12 protein-coding genes and 1 tRNA gene are annotated in these 17,109 nt (G+C 62.7%); 6 read left to right on the plus strand and 7 right to left on the minus strand.

Annotated elements, in window-relative coordinates; all coding sequences use genetic code 11:
- Nucleotides 1–32: 32 nt before the first annotated feature.
- Nucleotides 33–938, minus strand: a complete 906-nt coding sequence (gene galU / locus EOA19_RS06955; RefSeq protein WP_128303122.1) for a UTP--glucose-1-phosphate uridylyltransferase GalU — start codon at nt 936–938, stop codon at nt 33–35.
- Nucleotides 939–1,147: 209 nt separating this feature from the next.
- Here galU and EOA19_RS06960 point away from each other — a divergent pair, with 209 nt between their 5' ends.
- Both EOA19_RS06960 and EOA19_RS06965 read left to right on the plus strand, forming a co-directional pair.
- On the plus strand, nt 1,148–2,368 hold the full coding sequence (locus tag EOA19_RS06960) for a lytic murein transglycosylase (protein ID WP_128303123.1): 1,221 nt from the start codon (nt 1,148–1,150) through the stop codon (nt 2,366–2,368).
- 76 nt (nt 2,369–2,444) lie between these two features.
- The gene (locus EOA19_RS06965) at nt 2,445–3,659 is read left to right on the plus strand and encodes a DUF459 domain-containing protein (RefSeq protein WP_128303124.1); all 1,215 of its coding nucleotides are present in this window, start codon (nt 2,445–2,447) and stop codon (nt 3,657–3,659) included.
- Between the two features lie 158 nt (nt 3,660–3,817).
- Here the strand turns inward: EOA19_RS06965 and EOA19_RS06970 are convergent, their stop codons facing one another.
- Nucleotides 3,818–5,272: a glutamate synthase subunit beta gene (locus EOA19_RS06970; protein WP_128303125.1), complete on the minus strand. Its 1,455-nt coding sequence runs from the start codon at nt 5,270–5,272 to the stop codon at nt 3,818–3,820.
- A gap of 141 nt (nt 5,273–5,413) precedes the next feature.
- Nucleotides 5,414–10,150: a glutamate synthase large subunit gene (gltB, locus tag EOA19_RS06975; RefSeq protein ID WP_128303126.1), complete on the minus strand. Its 4,737-nt coding sequence runs from the start codon at nt 10,148–10,150 to the stop codon at nt 5,414–5,416.
- Between the two features lie 508 nt (nt 10,151–10,658).
- On the opposite strand from gltB, the gene EOA19_RS06980 reads away from it, so the two are divergent.
- The gene (locus EOA19_RS06980; RefSeq protein ID WP_128303127.1) at nt 10,659–11,708 is read left to right on the plus strand and encodes a low specificity L-threonine aldolase; all 1,050 of its coding nucleotides are present in this window, start codon (nt 10,659–10,661) and stop codon (nt 11,706–11,708) included.
- A 72-nt stretch (nt 11,709–11,780) separates the two neighbouring features.
- Here the strand turns inward: EOA19_RS06980 and EOA19_RS06985 are convergent, their stop codons facing one another.
- Entirely contained in the window at nt 11,781–12,248 is a 468-nt protein-coding gene (locus tag EOA19_RS06985) for an Hsp20 family protein (RefSeq protein ID WP_013529716.1), read from the minus strand.
- A gap of 480 nt (nt 12,249–12,728) precedes the next feature.
- Here EOA19_RS06985 and EOA19_RS06990 point away from each other — a divergent pair, with 480 nt between their 5' ends.
- The gene (locus EOA19_RS06990) at nt 12,729–13,706 is read left to right on the plus strand and encodes an alpha/beta hydrolase (RefSeq protein WP_128303128.1); all 978 of its coding nucleotides are present in this window, start codon (nt 12,729–12,731) and stop codon (nt 13,704–13,706) included.
- 97 nt (nt 13,707–13,803) lie between these two features.
- Here EOA19_RS06990 and hisN read toward each other — a convergent pair whose 3' ends face one another.
- Both hisN and EOA19_RS07000 read right to left on the minus strand, forming a co-directional pair.
- Entirely contained in the window at nt 13,804–14,577 is a 774-nt protein-coding gene (gene hisN, locus EOA19_RS06995) for a histidinol-phosphatase (protein WP_023810077.1), read from the minus strand.
- A 327-nt stretch (nt 14,578–14,904) separates the two neighbouring features.
- A complete protein-coding gene (locus tag EOA19_RS07000; protein WP_128303129.1) occupies nt 14,905–15,846 on the minus strand; it encodes an N-formylglutamate amidohydrolase in 942 nt (313 codons plus the stop codon).
- Between the two features lie 163 nt (nt 15,847–16,009).
- Between EOA19_RS07000 and EOA19_RS07005 the strand changes: the two genes are divergently transcribed.
- Complete coding sequence (locus tag EOA19_RS07005) at nt 16,010–16,372, plus strand: response regulator (protein ID WP_006199474.1); 363 nt, start codon at nt 16,010–16,012, stop codon at nt 16,370–16,372.
- 116 nt (nt 16,373–16,488) lie between these two features.
- Nucleotides 16,489–16,563, plus strand: a tRNA-Val gene (locus tag EOA19_RS07010).
- A 154-nt stretch (nt 16,564–16,717) separates the two neighbouring features.
- Here the strand turns inward: EOA19_RS07010 and EOA19_RS07015 are convergent.
- The gene (locus tag EOA19_RS07015; RefSeq protein ID WP_128303130.1) at nt 16,718–16,927 is read right to left on the minus strand and encodes a hypothetical protein; all 210 of its coding nucleotides are present in this window, start codon (nt 16,925–16,927) and stop codon (nt 16,718–16,720) included.
- Between the last annotated feature and the right edge of the window lie 182 nt (nt 16,928–17,109).

The following is a 17,109-nucleotide window of genomic DNA, read 5'->3' on the forward strand; positions in this document are numbered from 1 at the left end:
ACCAACGACATCCGGCCGCTCGCTATAATACCTTAGAACGCTGCCCCACGGCGCTCCGATGGCTTCAGCTCATCGAGAAGCGTGCGGATGATGCCGGCCATGTTCTCGTTCATGTCGCTGCGCCACAGCGCGAAGGCGACGTTGGCCTCGACGAAGCCTTCCGGCGATCCGCAGTCGAACGTGCGGCCCCGATAGTGGTAGCCGTAGAAAGGCTGCTGCTTTTCCAGCTTCAGCATGGCGTCGGTGAGCTGGATCTCGTTGCCGGCGCCTTTTTCCTGGCCTTCGAGGATCTTGAATATCTCCGGCTGCAGGATGTAGCGGCCGTTGATGTAAAGGTTGGACGGCGCGGTGCCGGCCTTCGGCTTTTCCACCATCTCGGTGATGCGGAAACCGTGATGCGTGTCCTCGCCGCGGCCGACGATGCCGTATTTGTGGGCTTCGGCGGGAGCGCATTCCTGCACCGCGATGATGTTGTTGCCGGTCTCCTCGTAGAGCTCGACCATTGCCTTCGTGCAGCTCTTCTCCGACTGCATGATCATGTCGGGCAGCAAAAGCGCGAAGGGCTCGTCGCCGACGAGCTCGCGGGCGCACCAGACGGCGTGACCAAGTCCCATCGGTACCTGCTGGCGTGTGAAACTGGTCTGCCCCGGCGCCGGCTGCAGCCGTTGCAGGCGGGCGAGCTGATCGTCTTTGCCGCGCTGGGCCAGCGTGTCATAGAGTTCGAACTGGATGTCGAAATGGTCCTCGATGACGGCCTTGTTGCGGCCGGTGACGAAGATGAAATGCTCGATGCCGGCCTCGCGCGCCTCATCCACCACATACTGGATCACCGGCCGGTCGACGACGGTCAGCATTTCCTTGGGGACAGCCTTGGTGGCCGGGAGAAACCGTGTGCCGAGACCGGCGACCGGGAAGACTGCCTTGCGAACTCTCTTCATGCTTTCAATTATCCGTTTGAGGGCCAGCTCCGCAATCCCCGTTCCAAGACATTTTCACGCCGGAATTGGGGACTACTGGGCAACTGAGGGGAATGTCCACCGGTAAAGCTTCGAAGCGTCTTTTCGTTCCCGGTGGCGCCTATGGTAAACTAATTCCTAACCTGGTTCGGCGATGAATGGTCTTTCCTGAGACAGAGAAGGAGGAAAAGATGTCCGTTCGCAATGCCGCAAAACGTTTTACCAGCGTCATAGCGGCAGCCAGCCTATCGCTCGCTCTGCTGATGCCTGGCCCCGCTTTCGCCGATGCCGGTTTCCGGCAGTGGGTCGCCGGCTTCCGCGCCACCGCCGTGCAGAGCGGCGTTTCCGGCGCCCTCTACGACCAGGCCTTCAGGAACATCAGGGATATCGATCCGGTGGTGCTGGAAAAGGCGCGTACGCAGCCTGAATTCACGGCTCCTGCCTGGGACTATTTCGACAACCGCGTCCATGACCAGTCGGTCGCCGTCGGCCAGCAGATGGCCAGGAAATGGAAGCCGTGGCTGGACCGGATCGAGGCCAGGTTCGGCGTCAACCGTTACATCCTGCTGGCCATCTGGTCGATGGAATCGAACTATGGCGAGATCCTCAAGCGCGACGACATCATGCGCAATGTCGTGCGCTCGCTGGCAACCTTGGCCTATGCCGATCCGAAGCGGGCGAAATTCGCCCGCACCCAGCTGGTCGCCGCACTGAAGATCCTGCAGACCGGCGACATCGACGAAAGCCATCTGAGCGGATCCTGGGCCGGCGCCATGGGCCACACCCAGTTCATTCCGACCAGCTATCTGCACTATGCCGTCGACATGGACGGCAATGGCAAGCGCGACATCTGGAATTCGATCCCCGATGCGCTGGCGACATCAGCCAATTTGTTGAAGAAGAATGGCTGGCAGGCCGGCAAGACCTGGGGCTATGAGGTCGCCTTGCCGGCCGGCAAACTTCCCGCCGGGTCCAAGACGCTGTCGCAATGGCAGGCGCTGGGCGTCGTCAGGGCCAACGGCAAGCCGTTCAAGAACGGCTCAGACAAGGCGACGTTGAAGGTGCCGGACGGCCGCAACGGGCCGGCCTTTCTGATGATCAAGAATTTCACGGTCATCAAAGCCTACAACAATGCCGACAAATATGCGCTTGCCGTCGGCCTTCTTGCCGACGAAATCGCCGGCTCCAGCGGTCTCGTGCAGGACTGGAAGCGGCCTTTCACCAAGCTCACTTTCGAGGAAAGGCAGGAGTTGCAGAAGCGGCTTTCCCAGCACGGCCTTTATGACGGCAAGTTCGACGGCAAGATCGGCGACGGCTCGAAGACTGCCATCATGGCCTTCCAGGCCAAGGCCGGCTTGACCCAGGATGGCTATCCGAGCATGGAAGTGCTGAAGTGGCTCCGGCAGAAATAGAGCCACTTGCGGTGCCGCGCGGTCTTTCGGGCGCGCGAAGGACACTGTAGCAATCTGCCAGGGATGGAGGAAACGATTGGCTTCGGTTGCGCGCATCGCAGGGCTTGTTCGTCGCATGCCGGTGCTCATCCTGGCCGTGATCGTGCTCACCGTCGGTGTGGCTGGCGCCTTTCATGCGCCCGCCATGGCGCAGGAGCAGCAAAACCGCAGCTGGTCGCTGCGCGACCTTCTGTTCCCACGCCGCAGTGAGCGGATCGAGCCGCCGCAGGACATCCAGAAGCCGAGGCCCAGGCCAAAGGCGAAAAAACCCCGTGCCCCGCGCCCGCCCGCGGAACCGGAAATCCCGGTGGTCGACAAGGCACCGGACGCTCGCACCGTACTGGTGGTCGGCGACTTCATGGCGGCCGGCCTCGCCGAAGGCCTCGACACCGCCTTTGCCGAGAATACCGGCGTCAGGATCGTCGTTCGCAGCAATGGCTCGTCCGGCTTCGTACGCGACGACTTCTACAACTGGCCCGAACAGATCAAATCGCTGATCGAGACCGAAAAACCCGCCGCCGTGATCGTCATGCTGGGTTCCAACGACCGCCAGCAGATGAAGGTGGGTGACGTGCGCGAACAGCCCCGCTCTGAAACCTGGACCAAGGAATATGAGCGCCGGACCGAGGCGTTCGGCAAAGCTATCGCGGAGGCAAAGGTACCTTTCCTATGGGTCGGCATGCCGGCGTTCCGGGTGCCGAAGATGACCTCCGACATGCTGGCCTTCAACGACATCTACCATCAGGCCGCTGAAAGCCATGGCGGTGAATTCGTCGACGTCTGGGACGGCTTCGTCGATGAGAACGGTGCTTTCGTCACCAGCGGCCCCGACATCAACGGCCAGCCGGTGCGGCTGCGCGCCGATGACGGCATCAACGTCTCGAGGGCGGGCAAGCGCAAGCTCGCCTTCTATACCGAAAAACCGCTGCTGAAGATCCTCGGCCTGACCGCGCCGGGAAGCGTGGTTACGCCGTCCGCTCCGGCGGGCGCCCCTGTCGAGGCGCCGGCGCCGGCCGCGGCACCCATCGTCATCGACCGCACCGCGCCGATGCTGCTCAGCGATCCGGCACTCGACGGCGGCTCCGAGCTACTTGGCGCGGCCCCGCCGGCGAAAGCAAATCCGGACCTGCCCGGTGAAAAGCTTGTGGTCGAGGGCAAGGCACCTATTGCATCGCCCGGCCGCGCCGACGATTTCTCATGGCCGCCGAAAGCCGCGGCCGCAACCGACACCACGACCGCGATCAATCGTTAGTATCGCAGAGCTACTCCAAGGCCGTTTCGAAACTCGCTCCTGCGAGTCATATGATGGTGTTTGCGAGAACCGGAGCGGAGCGTACATTTGAGTACGCGAGCACCGGAAGCGCAGAAAACGCCTTCAGATGGCCGCAGGAGTAGAGTTTCCAAACGGGCTCAGCGCGGGAGGACGCTCGACCCCACCAACGCCTCGTCGATCGAGCGTGCCGCCTGGCGGCCCTCGCGGATTGCCCAGACGACCAGCGACTGGCCACGACGCACGTCGCCGGCCGCATAGAGCCTGTCCACGCTGGTCCTGTAGTCGCGGTCATTGGCCTCGACATTCCTGGAACGGCGGCTGTCGGTGGCGATCTTCATCTGCCCGTCCAATTCCCTCGCCACACCGGCCGCGGCCGGCCCGGCAAAGCCGATGGCGATGAAAGCGAGATCGGCACGAATGACGAATTCGGTACCGGCGATCGGCTTGCGCTTGTCATCGACCTCGCAGCACTTGACGCCGGTCAGCTGGCCTTCCTCGCCGATGAATTCGAGCGTCGCCACCTGGAATTCGCGCTCCGCGCCTTCGGCCTGCGAGGACGAGGTGCGCATCTTGGTCGCCCAGTAGGGCCAGACCGAAAGTTTGTCTTCCTTCTCCGGCGGCTGCGGGCGGATGTCGAGCTGGGTGACACGCACGGCGCCCTGGCGGAAGGCCGTGCCGACACAGTCGGACGCTGTATCGCCGCCGCCGACGACGACCACATGCTGGCCGCCGGCGATGATCGGATGCGACGGCCACGCCACCGACTGAATCGGTTCGCCGCCGACTCGCCTGTTCTGCTGCACCAGATAGGGCATCGCGTCATGCACGCCGCCGAGATCGTCGCCGGGAATGCCGGCCGCGCGCGGCGTTTCCGAGCCGCCGCAATAGAGCACGGCATCATGTTCGGCGAGCAGCTCGGCAACCGGCTTGTCGACGCCGACATTGACGCCGCAATGGAATGTCACGCCCTCACCCTGCATCTGCTCGATGCGCCGGTCGATGTAGTGCTTCTCGATCTTGAAGTCGGGAATGCCGTAGCGCATCAGCCCGCCGGGCCGGCTCTCGCGCTCATACACGTGGACGTCATGGCCGGCGCGGCCAAGCTGCTGCGCAGCCGCCATACCGGCCGGACCGGAACCGATGACGGCGACGCGCTTGCCGGTCTTCTTCTCCGGCGGATAAGGCCTGATATGGCCGGTTTCATAGGCCTTGTCGGCGATCGCCTGCTCGACCGTCTTGATGGCGACGGGAATGTCCTCGAGGTTCAGCGTGCAGGCTTCCTCGCAGGGCGCGGGGCAGATCCGGCCGGTGAACTCCGGGAAATTGTTGGTCGAATGCAGGTTGCGGATCGCGTTGTCCCAGTCGCCATTGTAGACGAGGTCGTTCCAGTCTGGGATCTGGTTGTGGATGGGGCAGCCGGTCGGCCCGTGGCAGAACGGAATGCCACAATCCATGCAGCGCGCGGCCTGTTTCTCGACCTCCTTGTCCGACATCGGCAGCGTGAATTCGCGGAAATGCCGGATGCGATCGGAGGCCGGCTGGTACTTGTGCACCTGCCGGTCGATTTCGAGAAAGCCTGTTACCTTGCCCATAGTCCAGTTCCTGCTGTCCAGATGGTACGGTTTTCGCCGCACCCGTTAACCCCTTGAGGCAGCCATGGCAACCTTTCGCACGAGGTCAAACTATCGATGAAGATGGGCCGGGAAACCTGGGCCTCCCGGCAAATTCCAAATCTATTCCGCCGCCACGCCCATGCGCATGCGTTCCATCTCGATCAGCGCGCGGCGGTATTCGACCGGCATGATCTTGCGGAATTTCGGCCGGAATGTCGTCCAGTCGTCAAGGATCTCGCGACCACGCACCGAGCCGGTGTAGTGCACATGGTTCGAGATCAGCTGGTAGAGCCGCTCCTCGTCATGGCTGGTCATGTCGCCGGAGACGTCGACGCGACCCTTGTGATCGAGGTCGCCGCCATGGTGCAGCAGCCTTTCCATCAGATCGTCTTCTTCCGGAACCGGCTCCAGCTCGACCATCGCCATGTTGCAGCGCTCGGCGAAGTCGCCTGCCTCGTCAAGCACATAGGCAACGCCGCCCGACATGCCGGCGGCGAAGTTGCGGCCAGTCTGGCCGATGACGACCACGATGCCGCCGGTCATGTACTCACAGCCATGGTCGCCGACGCCTTCGACGACGGCGGCGACGCCCGAATTGCGCACGGCGAAACGCTCACCGGCGACGCCGGCGAAGTAGGCCTCGCCCTCGGTTGCGCCATAGAGCACCGTATTGCCGACGATGATGGACTCAGCCGCGACGATCTTGGCCCCTTCCGGCGGCCGGATGACGATGCGGCCGCCCGACAGGCCCTTGCCGACATAGTCGTTGCCGGCGCCGACAAGCTCGAACGAGATGCCGCGCGCCAGGAAGGCGCCGAAGGACTGGCCGGCGGTGCCGGTCAGCTTCACCTGGATCGTATCCTCGCGCAGGCCTTTGTGCTTGAAGCGCTTGGCCACTTCACCCGACAGCATGGCGCCCGTGGAGCGGTCGACATTGCGGATGTCGACCTCGATCTTGACCGGCTGCTTGCTTTCGAGCGCCGGCTTTGCCAGCTCGATCAGCTTGCGGTCGAGCACGTCGTCGATCGGGTGCTTCTGCCGCTCGGTCCAATGCACGGCCTCATGCGGCGCATCCGGCTTGAAGAACATCTTCGAGAAATCGAGCCCGCGTGCCTTCCAGTGCACGATCAGGTCGCGCTTTTCCAGAAGATCGGTGTCGCCGATGATCTGGTCGAGATGGGTGTAGCCCATCTCGGCGAGCAGCTCCCTGACCTCTTCCGCGACGTAGAAGAAGAAGTTGATGACATGCTCGGGCGTGCCCTTGAAGCGCTTGCGCAGCACCGGATCCTGAGTCGCGACGCCGACCGGGCAGGTGTTGAGATGGCACTTGCGCATCATGATGCAGCCGGCCGCGATCAACGGCGCGGTCGAGAAGCCGAATTCATCGGCGCCGAGCAGCGCGCCGATGATCACGTCGCGTCCCGTGCGCAACCCGCCATCGACCTGCAGCGCAACGCGCGACCGCAGACCGTTCAGCACCAGCGTCTGGTGCGTCTCGGCAAGGCCCATTTCCCATGGGCTGCCGGCATGCTTGAGCGAGGTCAGCGGCGAGGCGCCCGTGCCGCCATCATAGCCCGAAATGGTGATGTGGTCGGCGCGTGCCTTGGCAACGCCCGCCGCAACCGTGCCGACGCCGACTTCCGACACCAGCTTGACCGACACGTCGGCCGCCGGATTGACGTTCTTCAGATCGTAGATCAGCTGTGCCAGATCCTCGATCGAATAAATGTCGTGATGCGGCGGCGGCGAGATCAGGCCGACGCCCGGCGTCGAATGCCGGACCTTGGCGATGGTCGCGTCGACCTTGTGGCCGGGCAACTGGCCGCCCTCGCCGGGCTTGGCGCCCTGCGCCACCTTGATCTGCATCATGTCGGAATTGACGAGGTATTCGGCCGTGACGCCGAAACGCCCCGAGGCGATCTGCTTGATCGCCGAGCGTTCCGGGTTCTTGCCGCCGCCGGGCAGCGGCAGATAGCGGTCGGCCTCTTCGCCGCCCTCGCCGGTGTTCGACTTGCCGCCGATCTGGTTCATCGCGCGCGCCAGCGTCGTGTGCGCTTCGCGCGAGATCGAACCGAACGACATCGCCCCGGTCGAGAACCGCTTGACGATGTCGGCCGCTGACATGACGTCGTCGAGCGCCGCCTTCTTGCGGCCGGTTTCTCCGGCCAGCTTGATCTTGAACAGGCCGCGAATGGTCTGGGCGCGGGCCGTCTCGCTGTCGATCTGGGCGGAATAGTCCTTGAACGTTTCCCACGATCCCTGGCGCACGGCGTGCTGCAAGGTGGCGACAGCGTCGGGCGACCAGATATGGGCCTCGCCGCGCATGCGGTACATGTACTCGCCGCCGACCTCGAGGCTGTTGCGCAGCACGGGGTCGTTGCCGAAACCGTCATTGTGGCGGCTTAGCGTCTCGGCCGCGATCTCGTCCAGCCCGACGCCTTCGATCAGCGTCGCGGTGCCGGTGAAATATTGCTGCACGAAATCGGTCTTCAGGCCGATGGCGTCGAAAATCTGCGCGCCGCAATAGGACTGGTAGGTCGAGATGCCCATCTTGGACATCACCTTGAGGATGCCCTTGCCGATCGACTTGATGTAGCGCGTGACGACTTCGTAGGCATCCACCTCCTTCGGCAGTTCCCCGCGCTTGTGCATGTCGAGCAGCGTGTCGAAGGCAAGGTAAGGGTTGATCGCCTCGGCGCCATAGCCGGCAAGGCAGCAGAAATGATGCACTTCGCGCGGCTCGCCGGATTCGACGACGAGCCCGACCGAGGTGCGCAGCCCCTTGCGGATGAGGTGATGATGGACCGCAGCCGTAGCCAGCAGCGCCGGTATGGCGATGCGGTCCGGCCCGACCTGGCGGTCGGACAGGATGATGATGTTGTAGCCGCCGGCGACCGCCGCCTCCGCCCGCTCGCACAACCGGTCGATGGCGCCCTGCATGCCCGCGGCCCCTTCGGCCGAGCCATAGGTGATGTCGATCGTCTTGGTGTCGAAGCGGTCCTCGGTGTGGCCGATGGAACGGATTTTTTCGAGATCGCCATTGGTCAGGATCGGCTGGCGCACCTCAAGCCGCTTGCGGCGCGAATTGCCGACCAGGTCGAAGATGTTGGGCCGTGGCCCGATGAAGGACACCAGGCTCATCACCAGCTCCTCGCGGATCGGGTCGATCGGCGGATTGGTGACCTGGGCGAAATTCTGCTTGAAATAGGTGTAGAGCAGCTTCGACTTGTCCGACATCGCCGAGATCGGCGTGTCGGTGCCCATCGAGCCCACCGCCTCCTGGCCTGTTGTCGCCATCGGCGACATCAAAAGCTTGGTGTCTTCCTGGCTGTAGCCGAACGCCTGCTGGCGATCGAGCAGGCTGACATCCTTGCGCAGCGCGCGCGGCTCGACCGGCTTCAAATCTTCGAGGATGAGCTGTGTGTTGGCGAGCCAGGTCTTGTAGGGATGCTTGGTCGCGATCTCCGACTTGAGCTCCTCGTCGGAGACGATACGCCCCTTCTCCAGGTCGATCAGCAGCATCCGGCCTGGCTGCAGCCGCCACTTCTTGACGATCTTCTCCTCGGGCACCGGCAGCACGCCGGCTTCCGAGGCCATGATGACGCGGTCGTCGTCGGTGACGATGTAGCGTGCCGGGCGCAGGCCATTGCGGTCGAGCGTGGCGCCGATCTGGCGTCCATCGGTGAAAACCACCGCCGCCGGCCCGTCCCACGGCTCCATCAGTGCCGCATGGTATTCGTAGAAGGCCTTGCGATCGGCATCCATGAGCTTGTTGCCGGCCCAGGCTTCCGGGATCAGCATCATCATGGCGTGGCTGAGCCTGTACCCGCCCTGGAACAGGAACTCGAGCGCATTGTCGAAGCAGGCGGTGTCGGACTGGCCGTCATAGGAAATCGGCCACAGCTTCGAGATGTTGTTGCCGAACAGTTCGGAATCGACCGACGCCTGGCGCGCAGCCATCCAGTTGTTGTTGCCGCGCACGGTGTTGATCTCGCCATTGTGGGCGACCATGCGGTAGGGATGCGCCAGCTTCCAAGACGGGAAGGTGTTGGTCGAGAAGCGCTGGTGGACGAGGATCAGCGCGGTCTCGAAGCGCGGATCGATCAGGTCCTTGTAATAGGCGCCGACCTGGTAGGCCAGGAACATGCCCTTGTAGACGATGGTGCGCGCCGACAGCGACACGCAATAGGCGCCGATGTCCTTGTTGTCGTTCTCGGCGTAGATGCGGCCCGATATCACCTTGCGCAACAGATAGAGCCTGGCCTCGTATTCCTCGTCATCGGTAATGTCTGGCGTGCGGCCGATGAATATCTGCCGATGGAACGGCTCGGATGCCACGATGTCAGGCGCCTTCGACAGCGACGAATTGTCGACGGGCACGTCACGGAAACCGATGAGCGGAAGCCCCTCGGATTGCGCCGATTCGGCAATGATGTCCTCGATATGGGCGCGAAGGGCCACGTCTTGCGGCATGAACCAGTGTCCAACGCCGTACTGGCCGGCCGGCGGCAGGTCGATGCCCTGGGCCGCCATCTCCTCACGGAAGAATTGGTCGGGAAGCTGCACCAGCACGCCGGCGCCATCGCCGACCAGCGGATCGGCGCCAACGGCGCCGCGATGCGTCAGGTTTTCGAGCACAGCCAGCCCGTCCTTGACGATCTGGTGCGACTTCACCCCCTTCATATTGACGATGAAGCCGACGCCGCAGGCGTCATGCTCGTTGCGAGGATCGTAAAGGCCCTGGGCGGAAAGGCCGTTGGCGGTTCGGCCAATATCGGTCCGGGACATGGTTTTGACGGTTGCCGCTTTCGTCTGCGCGGCCTGGCCGTTCGTCGCAGAGTGCGTCATGTCCGTCATCTCCTGTCCTCCATTCCCAGCCATTCAGGCGCTGGTTTTCCTCGGCAAGCGCTTGGCTCACCCTGATCCTTGTGGCTCGTCTTGCGAAATCCTTGCCGAACCAGGCGGCTTTCCGCATGGAACGCATCTGGTAATCGTACAGGCCAGAGTCTGGCTGTCCACCTGTCGCTCGCGGCAACAGCCGGAGAGGCCCAAATGATACGCCAATCCAGCTCGTTTTGTGCGACAAAATAAGACAGCACTACTGTCCTAAATTTTTATGGCAGAAATCCCGGGCGCGCACAAGACCGATTCACAAAAAACTTGGGTTTTGGGCGACAGAAAATGTCGTGAAGTCCGGGAAAAACTAAGCTTCAGTCGTCGGCCTGGGCTTTGCCGTTGGCTGGCTTTACTGTTTTTCCGGCGCCTGGCCTCTTGCGGTCCGCTCGCGAAACCGGTCAACTTCAGGCTGATTTCCCCAAAACCCCGATCTCCCCAACCCCCGACCTCCCAAGACATAGGCAGATGCATGTTCTTCGCTTCCGACAATTGGGCAGGCGCCCATCCCAATATTGCCGCCGGCCTGTCGGCCAATGCCGGCGGCTTTTCCACCGCCTATGGCGACGGTGCGCTCGACCGGGCAGTCTACCAGCGCTTCAGCGAGATTTTCGAACGCGAGGTCGCGGTGTTCTTCGTCGCCACCGGCACGGCCGCCAACTCGCTGGCGCTCACCGCTTACAACAAGCCGGGCGGCATTTCCTTTGCTCATCGCGAATCGCATGTCATCGAGGACGAATGCGGCGCGCCGGTGTATTTTTCCGGCGGCTCCCGCCTGCATGAGATCGATGGCGCGCTGGGCAAGATCGATCCGCACAATCTGGAAAGGACCATCGGCCGTTTCGCACCGGAAATCGTCCATTGGGGACGGCCGATGGCCGTTTCGATCACCCAGTCGACCGAGGTCGGCACCATCTACGGCCTGGATGAGATCGAGACGATCTCGGCCATCGCCAAACAATATTCGGTGCCCCTGCACATGGACGGCGCCCGCTTTGCCAATGCGCTGGTCGCACTCGACACGACACCGGCCGAAATGACCTGGAAACGCGGCGTCGACATCCTCTCCTTCGGTGGCACCAAGAACGGCTGCTGGTGCGCCGAGGCGATCGTGCTGTTCGATCTCGATCGTGCCAGGGAATTGGCGTTCCTGCGCAAGCGCGCCGCCCAGCTGTTTTCGAAATCGCGCTTCGTCGCAGCGCAGTTCGAAGCCTATTTCAAGGACGGATTGTGGCTGGACACCGCCCGCCACGCCAACGCTATGGCCGCACGCCTTGCCGCCGCGATCGAGGATTCGGCCACGGCCAAGCTGGCATGGCTGCCGCAGGCGAACGAGGTTTTCGCGGTGATCAAGAAAGCCGAGGCCGAGGGGCTGCAGGCCGCGGGGGCCGCCTTCTACGACTGGCACAAGCCGCATGGCTTTGACGGCCACATCGGCGAGGACGAGTTGCTCTACCGCTTCGTCACCAGCTTTGCGACGACAGCCGATGAAGTCGACCGTTTTGGCCAGCTGATCGCCTGATAACGGATATCCCGGACAACAAAAAAGCGGCGCCTTTCGGCGCCGCTTCCGTCTCGGGAGGAGACTTGTACTTTAGGCAGCGGTCTTGGCCTCGATCTGCTTGGCCTTGGCCGAAGACGCCGTAATGGCGATCTTGCGCGGCTTCAGCTCCTCGGGGATGTTGCGCTTGAGGTCGACGAAGAGCAGGCCGTTCTTCAGCGAGGCGCCAACGACCTCGACGTGGTCGGCAAGCTGGAAGCGGCGTTCGAAAGCCCTTGAGGCAATGCCGCGATAGAGCAGCTCAGAGCCTTCGCCGGTACCCTCATCCTTGCGCTCACCCTTCACGGTCAGCACGTTGCGATGGGCTTCGATCGAGATTTCCTCGTCCGAGAAGCCGGCAACCGCCATCGAGATGCGGTAGGAATCCTCACCGGTGCGCTCGATGTTGTAGGGCGGATAGGTCTGCGCGCCATCCGGCTGCGCAAGCGAATCGAGCATCGTGAACAGACGATCGAAGCCGACGGTAGAGCGATAAAGCGGGGAAAAATCAACGTGACGCATGAGGTGTTCTCCTTTTGAGCAACATGGTTTGCGTATGACCGGTGCGAAACCCTTGAGCGGCGTTTCGGGTGGGCCAGCGGCCCCGACATTGGCGACCGCACGAGACATTTGGGGAGCGCAGGAAAGCATTTCAAGATTTCACCTGGCGGCAAAGGCCACGGCGGCCGGCCCCTTGATGAACGGCAGATGAACCGGCACTTCGGCGCGCGTTCAGGCAGCCGGCGCTAGGGTGCATTTCAGGATCAAGGACTGGCGGCGCCGATTGCACAACAGGCACCGCAACGAGGCCGACCGGGTGTAACGTCCCTTCCTCCCGGATCGACAGAGGCCGGAAGCACGCTTTCGAGCGACTTCCGGCCTTCCCTGGTGCAGCCTCCCCTTCACCGGGAATTCCTTGGCTTTTGGCGCATGGGCGTCTATCACCTTAGCGGAGCCGGCCAGCGCAGGCGGGCATGCGAGACGCCGAGCACGAAGCGCCGAATGACGGATCTTTTCACCGAAAACTCCCTTTTTCACGAAATCGAGGGCAATCCGCGGCCGGAAAATGCCACCGGCGGCTTCTTCACCACGCGTGACCGCAAGAATATCCGCTACGGCCTGTTCGGCGCAGTCGCTCGCCCGATGAAGGGCACCGTGGTCCTGCTCACCGGCCGCAACGAGTGCATCGAGAAATATTTCGAAACCATCCGCAACCTTGCCGATCGCGGCTTTGGCGTCGCCACCCTCGATTGGCGCGGCCAGGGCGATTCCGACCGGCTGATCCGCGATCACCAGCGCGGCTACGTCAGCAGCTTCCGCGACTACACCGCCGACCTCGAACAATTCTTCGAGGAGATCGTGCTGCCCGATTGCCGCGGACCGTACTACATCCTCGCCCATTCGGCAGGTGCCTTGATCACCCTGCTTGCCGCCCCGTCGATGGTGAACCGCATCCGGCGCATGGTGCTGATCGCGCCCTTCCTGACGCTGCCCGACCTGCCGGTCTCGATCTCGACGGTTCGCCGCGTCTGTTCTCTGTTCTGCGCTCTCAGCCTCGGCCGGCTCTACGCCGCCTGGGGTCCGCGGCCGAGGGTAACGGCCCCTTTCGAGACCAACAAGCTGACATCGGACCCGGAGCGCTATCGGCGCAACACACGGATCTACGAAGAGTTTCCGCAACTGGCACTTGGTGGTCCCACGATCCGCTGGCTGAAGGCGGCCGCCGAGGCATCCGAAGCTGTCAGCGACCCCGACTTCATGGCAGGGATTCAGGTCCCCCTGCTGATAATCGCCGCCGGCGCCGACCAGGTCGTCTCGACCAGGGCCGTGGAAACCTACGCCAGGCGTCTGCGGCTCGGTTCGCTGCTGATGATCGATGGCTCTCGCCACGAAATCCTGCAGGAAGCCGACATTTATCGCGAGCAATTGCTCGCCGCTTTCGACGCCTTCATTCCCGGGAGCGACGACCCCACAGCCTGACAGGCGCCGGTCGCTGGCCCGCTCCCCAAGGGGTGCGCCGGCAGTAAAACGACTGCTTCAAGCGGTCGGCATCACTTGAATGGCAGCGGACGCTCGTTTAGCCGCGCAAGGCGGCCATGGCGGCGGCATGAAGCTCCGGCGTCGCCGCGGCGAGCACATCGCCGCCCTGTTCCGCCGGCCCGCCATCGAATGTGGTGACGACGCCGCCTGCCTTTTCGATAATCGGGATCAGCGCCACGATGTCGTAGGGCTTCAATCCGGGATCGGCGACGATGTCGACGCTTCCTGAGGCGATCATGGCGAAGGCATAGCAATCGGCGCCATAGCGGGCGAGCTGGATCTGTCTTTCGAATGCATCGTAACGGTTGCGCGCCTCGCCCTTGAACAGGGCCGGCGTGGTGGTGAACAGCGTCGCTTGGTCCAACTTCGTCGTCTTGCGGGTCGTCAGTTTTCGCGGCCCGCCTGGCCCCTCATAATGGGAGCCCGAGCCGTTGGCGTAGAAAAGCTCGCCGGTGAAGGGTTGCGCCATCATGCCGGCAACGGCGTCGCCGTCGATCGTCAGCCCGACCAGTGTGCCCCACACCGGCAGGCCGGAAATGAACGCGCGCGTGCCGTCGATCGGGTCGATCACCCAGACATGCCGGCTCGAAATGTTCTCGCTGCCATGCTCTTCACCAAGAATGCCATGGTCGGGATACTCAGCAGAGATCAGCGCCCGGATGGCGCGCTCGGCCTCGCGATCGGCCTCGGTGACCGGATCGAAACTGCCCTGTTCCTTGTTGGCGACCGCACCTTGGCTGCGAAAGCGCGGCAAGGTCTCCGCCGCTGCCACCTGCGCGATGCGGCGCATGAAACCGACACTGATGTCCAACTGATTCTCCCGCACTGCAGCATGTCCGAGCCGTGCTCTGCCGCCAATTTCGTACCAAAACAAGAGTGTTCGACGACTTTTCCGCGACGGCATCTGTTGCCCGGATGTCACACAAGCGTCGTCGAAACGCAATTTCCACATCAGAGTGAATTAAAAAAGCCTCAAGGTCGCTTGACATTTGTGCAGCGCACAATACCCTTGATCTCGGACAGGGTTTCCTGTCCATGCCCTCCTTGGGCGTTTCCTCCCTAGACTTCGACCGTATCGTGCAAACGATGCGGTCTTTTTTTACGCCGCGATTTCACTCTGCGGCCAACGGCCGGTCGCTCACTCGGCGGCTAGCGGCAGGTCGATGAAATGATGGTCGGGCATCGACATCAGGTCGGCTGAGAACCGCGTCAGATCATCGGCCAGCGCATCGAAGCCGGCGGCCTTCTCGAATGTCCGCTCGTTCATGTAGAGCCCGCGATTGACCTCGATCTGCAGCGCATGCAGATGGCGCGCCGGGCGGCCGTAATGCTCGGTGATGAAGCCGCCGGCATAGGGCTTGTTGTGGGCAACCGAATAGCCCATGGCGCTGAGCAGGCCGATCGCGGTCTCGGTCAGGGCGGCGGTTGCCGAGATGCCGAAGCGGTCGCCGATGATGAAGTCGGGCCGCAGACCGCTGTCGCCGACACGGATGCTCGCCGGCATCGAATGACAGTCGATCAGCACGGCAAAGCCGAACCGCGCATGGGTTCTGGTCAACAGCCGCTTCAGCGTCTCGTGATAGGGCTTGTAGACGGCCTCGATGCGGGCGATCGCTTCGGCCAGCGGCAGGCGGCCGGAATAGATGTCGAGCCCCTCGCCCACCAGCTTCGGCACCGTGCCAAGCCCGCCGGCCACCCGCGCCGAGCGGATGTTGCAGAAAGACGGCACTGGCTCGGCGAACATGCGCGGATCGAGTTCCCACGGCTCGCGATTGACGTCGAGATAGGCGCGCGGAAAATTCGCTGCCAGCAACGGCGCGCCTAGCGCCACGGCGCCGCCGAACAGCTCATCGACGTAACAGTCTTCCGACCGGCGGATGGCGTTGCGGTCCAGCCTTGCCATGGCAAGGAAGCGCTCCGGATAGTAGCGGCCGCTATGCGGTGAGTTGAAGAGGAAGGGGACGCGCTGCTCGACGCCCGACCGGATTTCGAAGGGTGGAAAGACCGAAAAATCCTCGGCTGCCGTCTTCAATTTGAACGAACCCGAAAACACCAGTGCATCATGATGTGAAAGTGCCACCTTGCAAGCCTCGTGTCCAGCATTTCGGCCGCAGCACACGCCCGGCAAATATGGATCATCCCCGTCAGCGTTCACTTGATGTTTACCCTCACCTCCTCATATACAGGATGGTTAACGGGCTTGCCCAACGGCAATCTCGGGCGGGTGATTCGGACGGGATATCATGGCACGCATTCTTCTGGCGGAAGACGACGACGATATGCGTCGGTTCCTCGTCAAGGCGCTGGAGCGCGCCGGTTACCAGGTCAGCGATTTCGACAATGGCGCCAGCGCCTATGAGCGGCTGCGCGAGGAACCGTTCTCGCTGCTGTTGACCGACATCGTCATGCCGGAGATGGACGGCATCGAACTGGCGCGCCGCGCCACAGAGATCGATCCTGATTTGAAAGTCATGTTCATCACCGGTTTCGCCGCCGTTGCGCTGAACCCTGATTCCAAGGCGCCGAAAGACGCCAAGGTGCTGTCGAAACCGTTCCATCTGCGTGACCTCGTCAACGAGGTCGAGAAGATGCTGCAGGCGGCCTGAGCCGTTTTCTAGGCAAGGCGCCGCACCTCTTCGCCACTGCGGCGAGACGACGCCTTCTTTCCTTTTTCCTGCTATTGACGCGCTGGATCAAAAATGGTGTATGCGCGGCTTCGGATGGGCGTGTAGCTCAGCGGGAGAGCACTGCATTGACATTGCAGGGGTCACAGGTTCAATCCCTGTCACGCCCACCATCCAACCAGACGATCAGACTTGAATCGGCATCCTGGCCCGCTCGCCCGAGCTGGACAATTTTCGTTCGCCCAAGGGAAGCTGGACACTGGCGAGTTTTTCGAGCGCAACGCGCCCGTCCCGGCGTTTGACCGGAACGGGCCGCACTCGATCAGATCATTGCGGCTCTGGATCAGGCGTATTTCCCGGCCTGTCCGGCGTGCCGCCCTTGCCTTCGCGACAAGGCTCTCCGAGACCGCAGCATTTGCCGTTGTAGGTGACGCCAGGCTTCAGCTTGTCGCATTCCCTGGGAGCGGTTGTCTTGCAGCCGGCCAGCACCGAAACGGCGATGGCGGCCAAAAGGACGTTTCTTGAAACAGTAAACATCAGACGTTCTCCTTGATGGACCATGTTTGGACACATCGCTTGGTCGCGCCTCGAGAGAAATTGGTTCACAAGAAAATTGGTGACGACGGCGATAACCACCCTCGCGGTCGTTCGACAGCGGAGACGCCTGGGCTGGCGCAGCAATCGCGTGGCGACGCGTCCTCTTCGACCGGTCAGCCTTT

Origin of the sequence: Mesorhizobium sp. M7A.F.Ca.US.010.02.1.1 (assembly GCF_004023085.1) — a bacterium.
Lineage (GTDB): Bacteria > Pseudomonadota > Alphaproteobacteria > Rhizobiales > Rhizobiaceae > Mesorhizobium.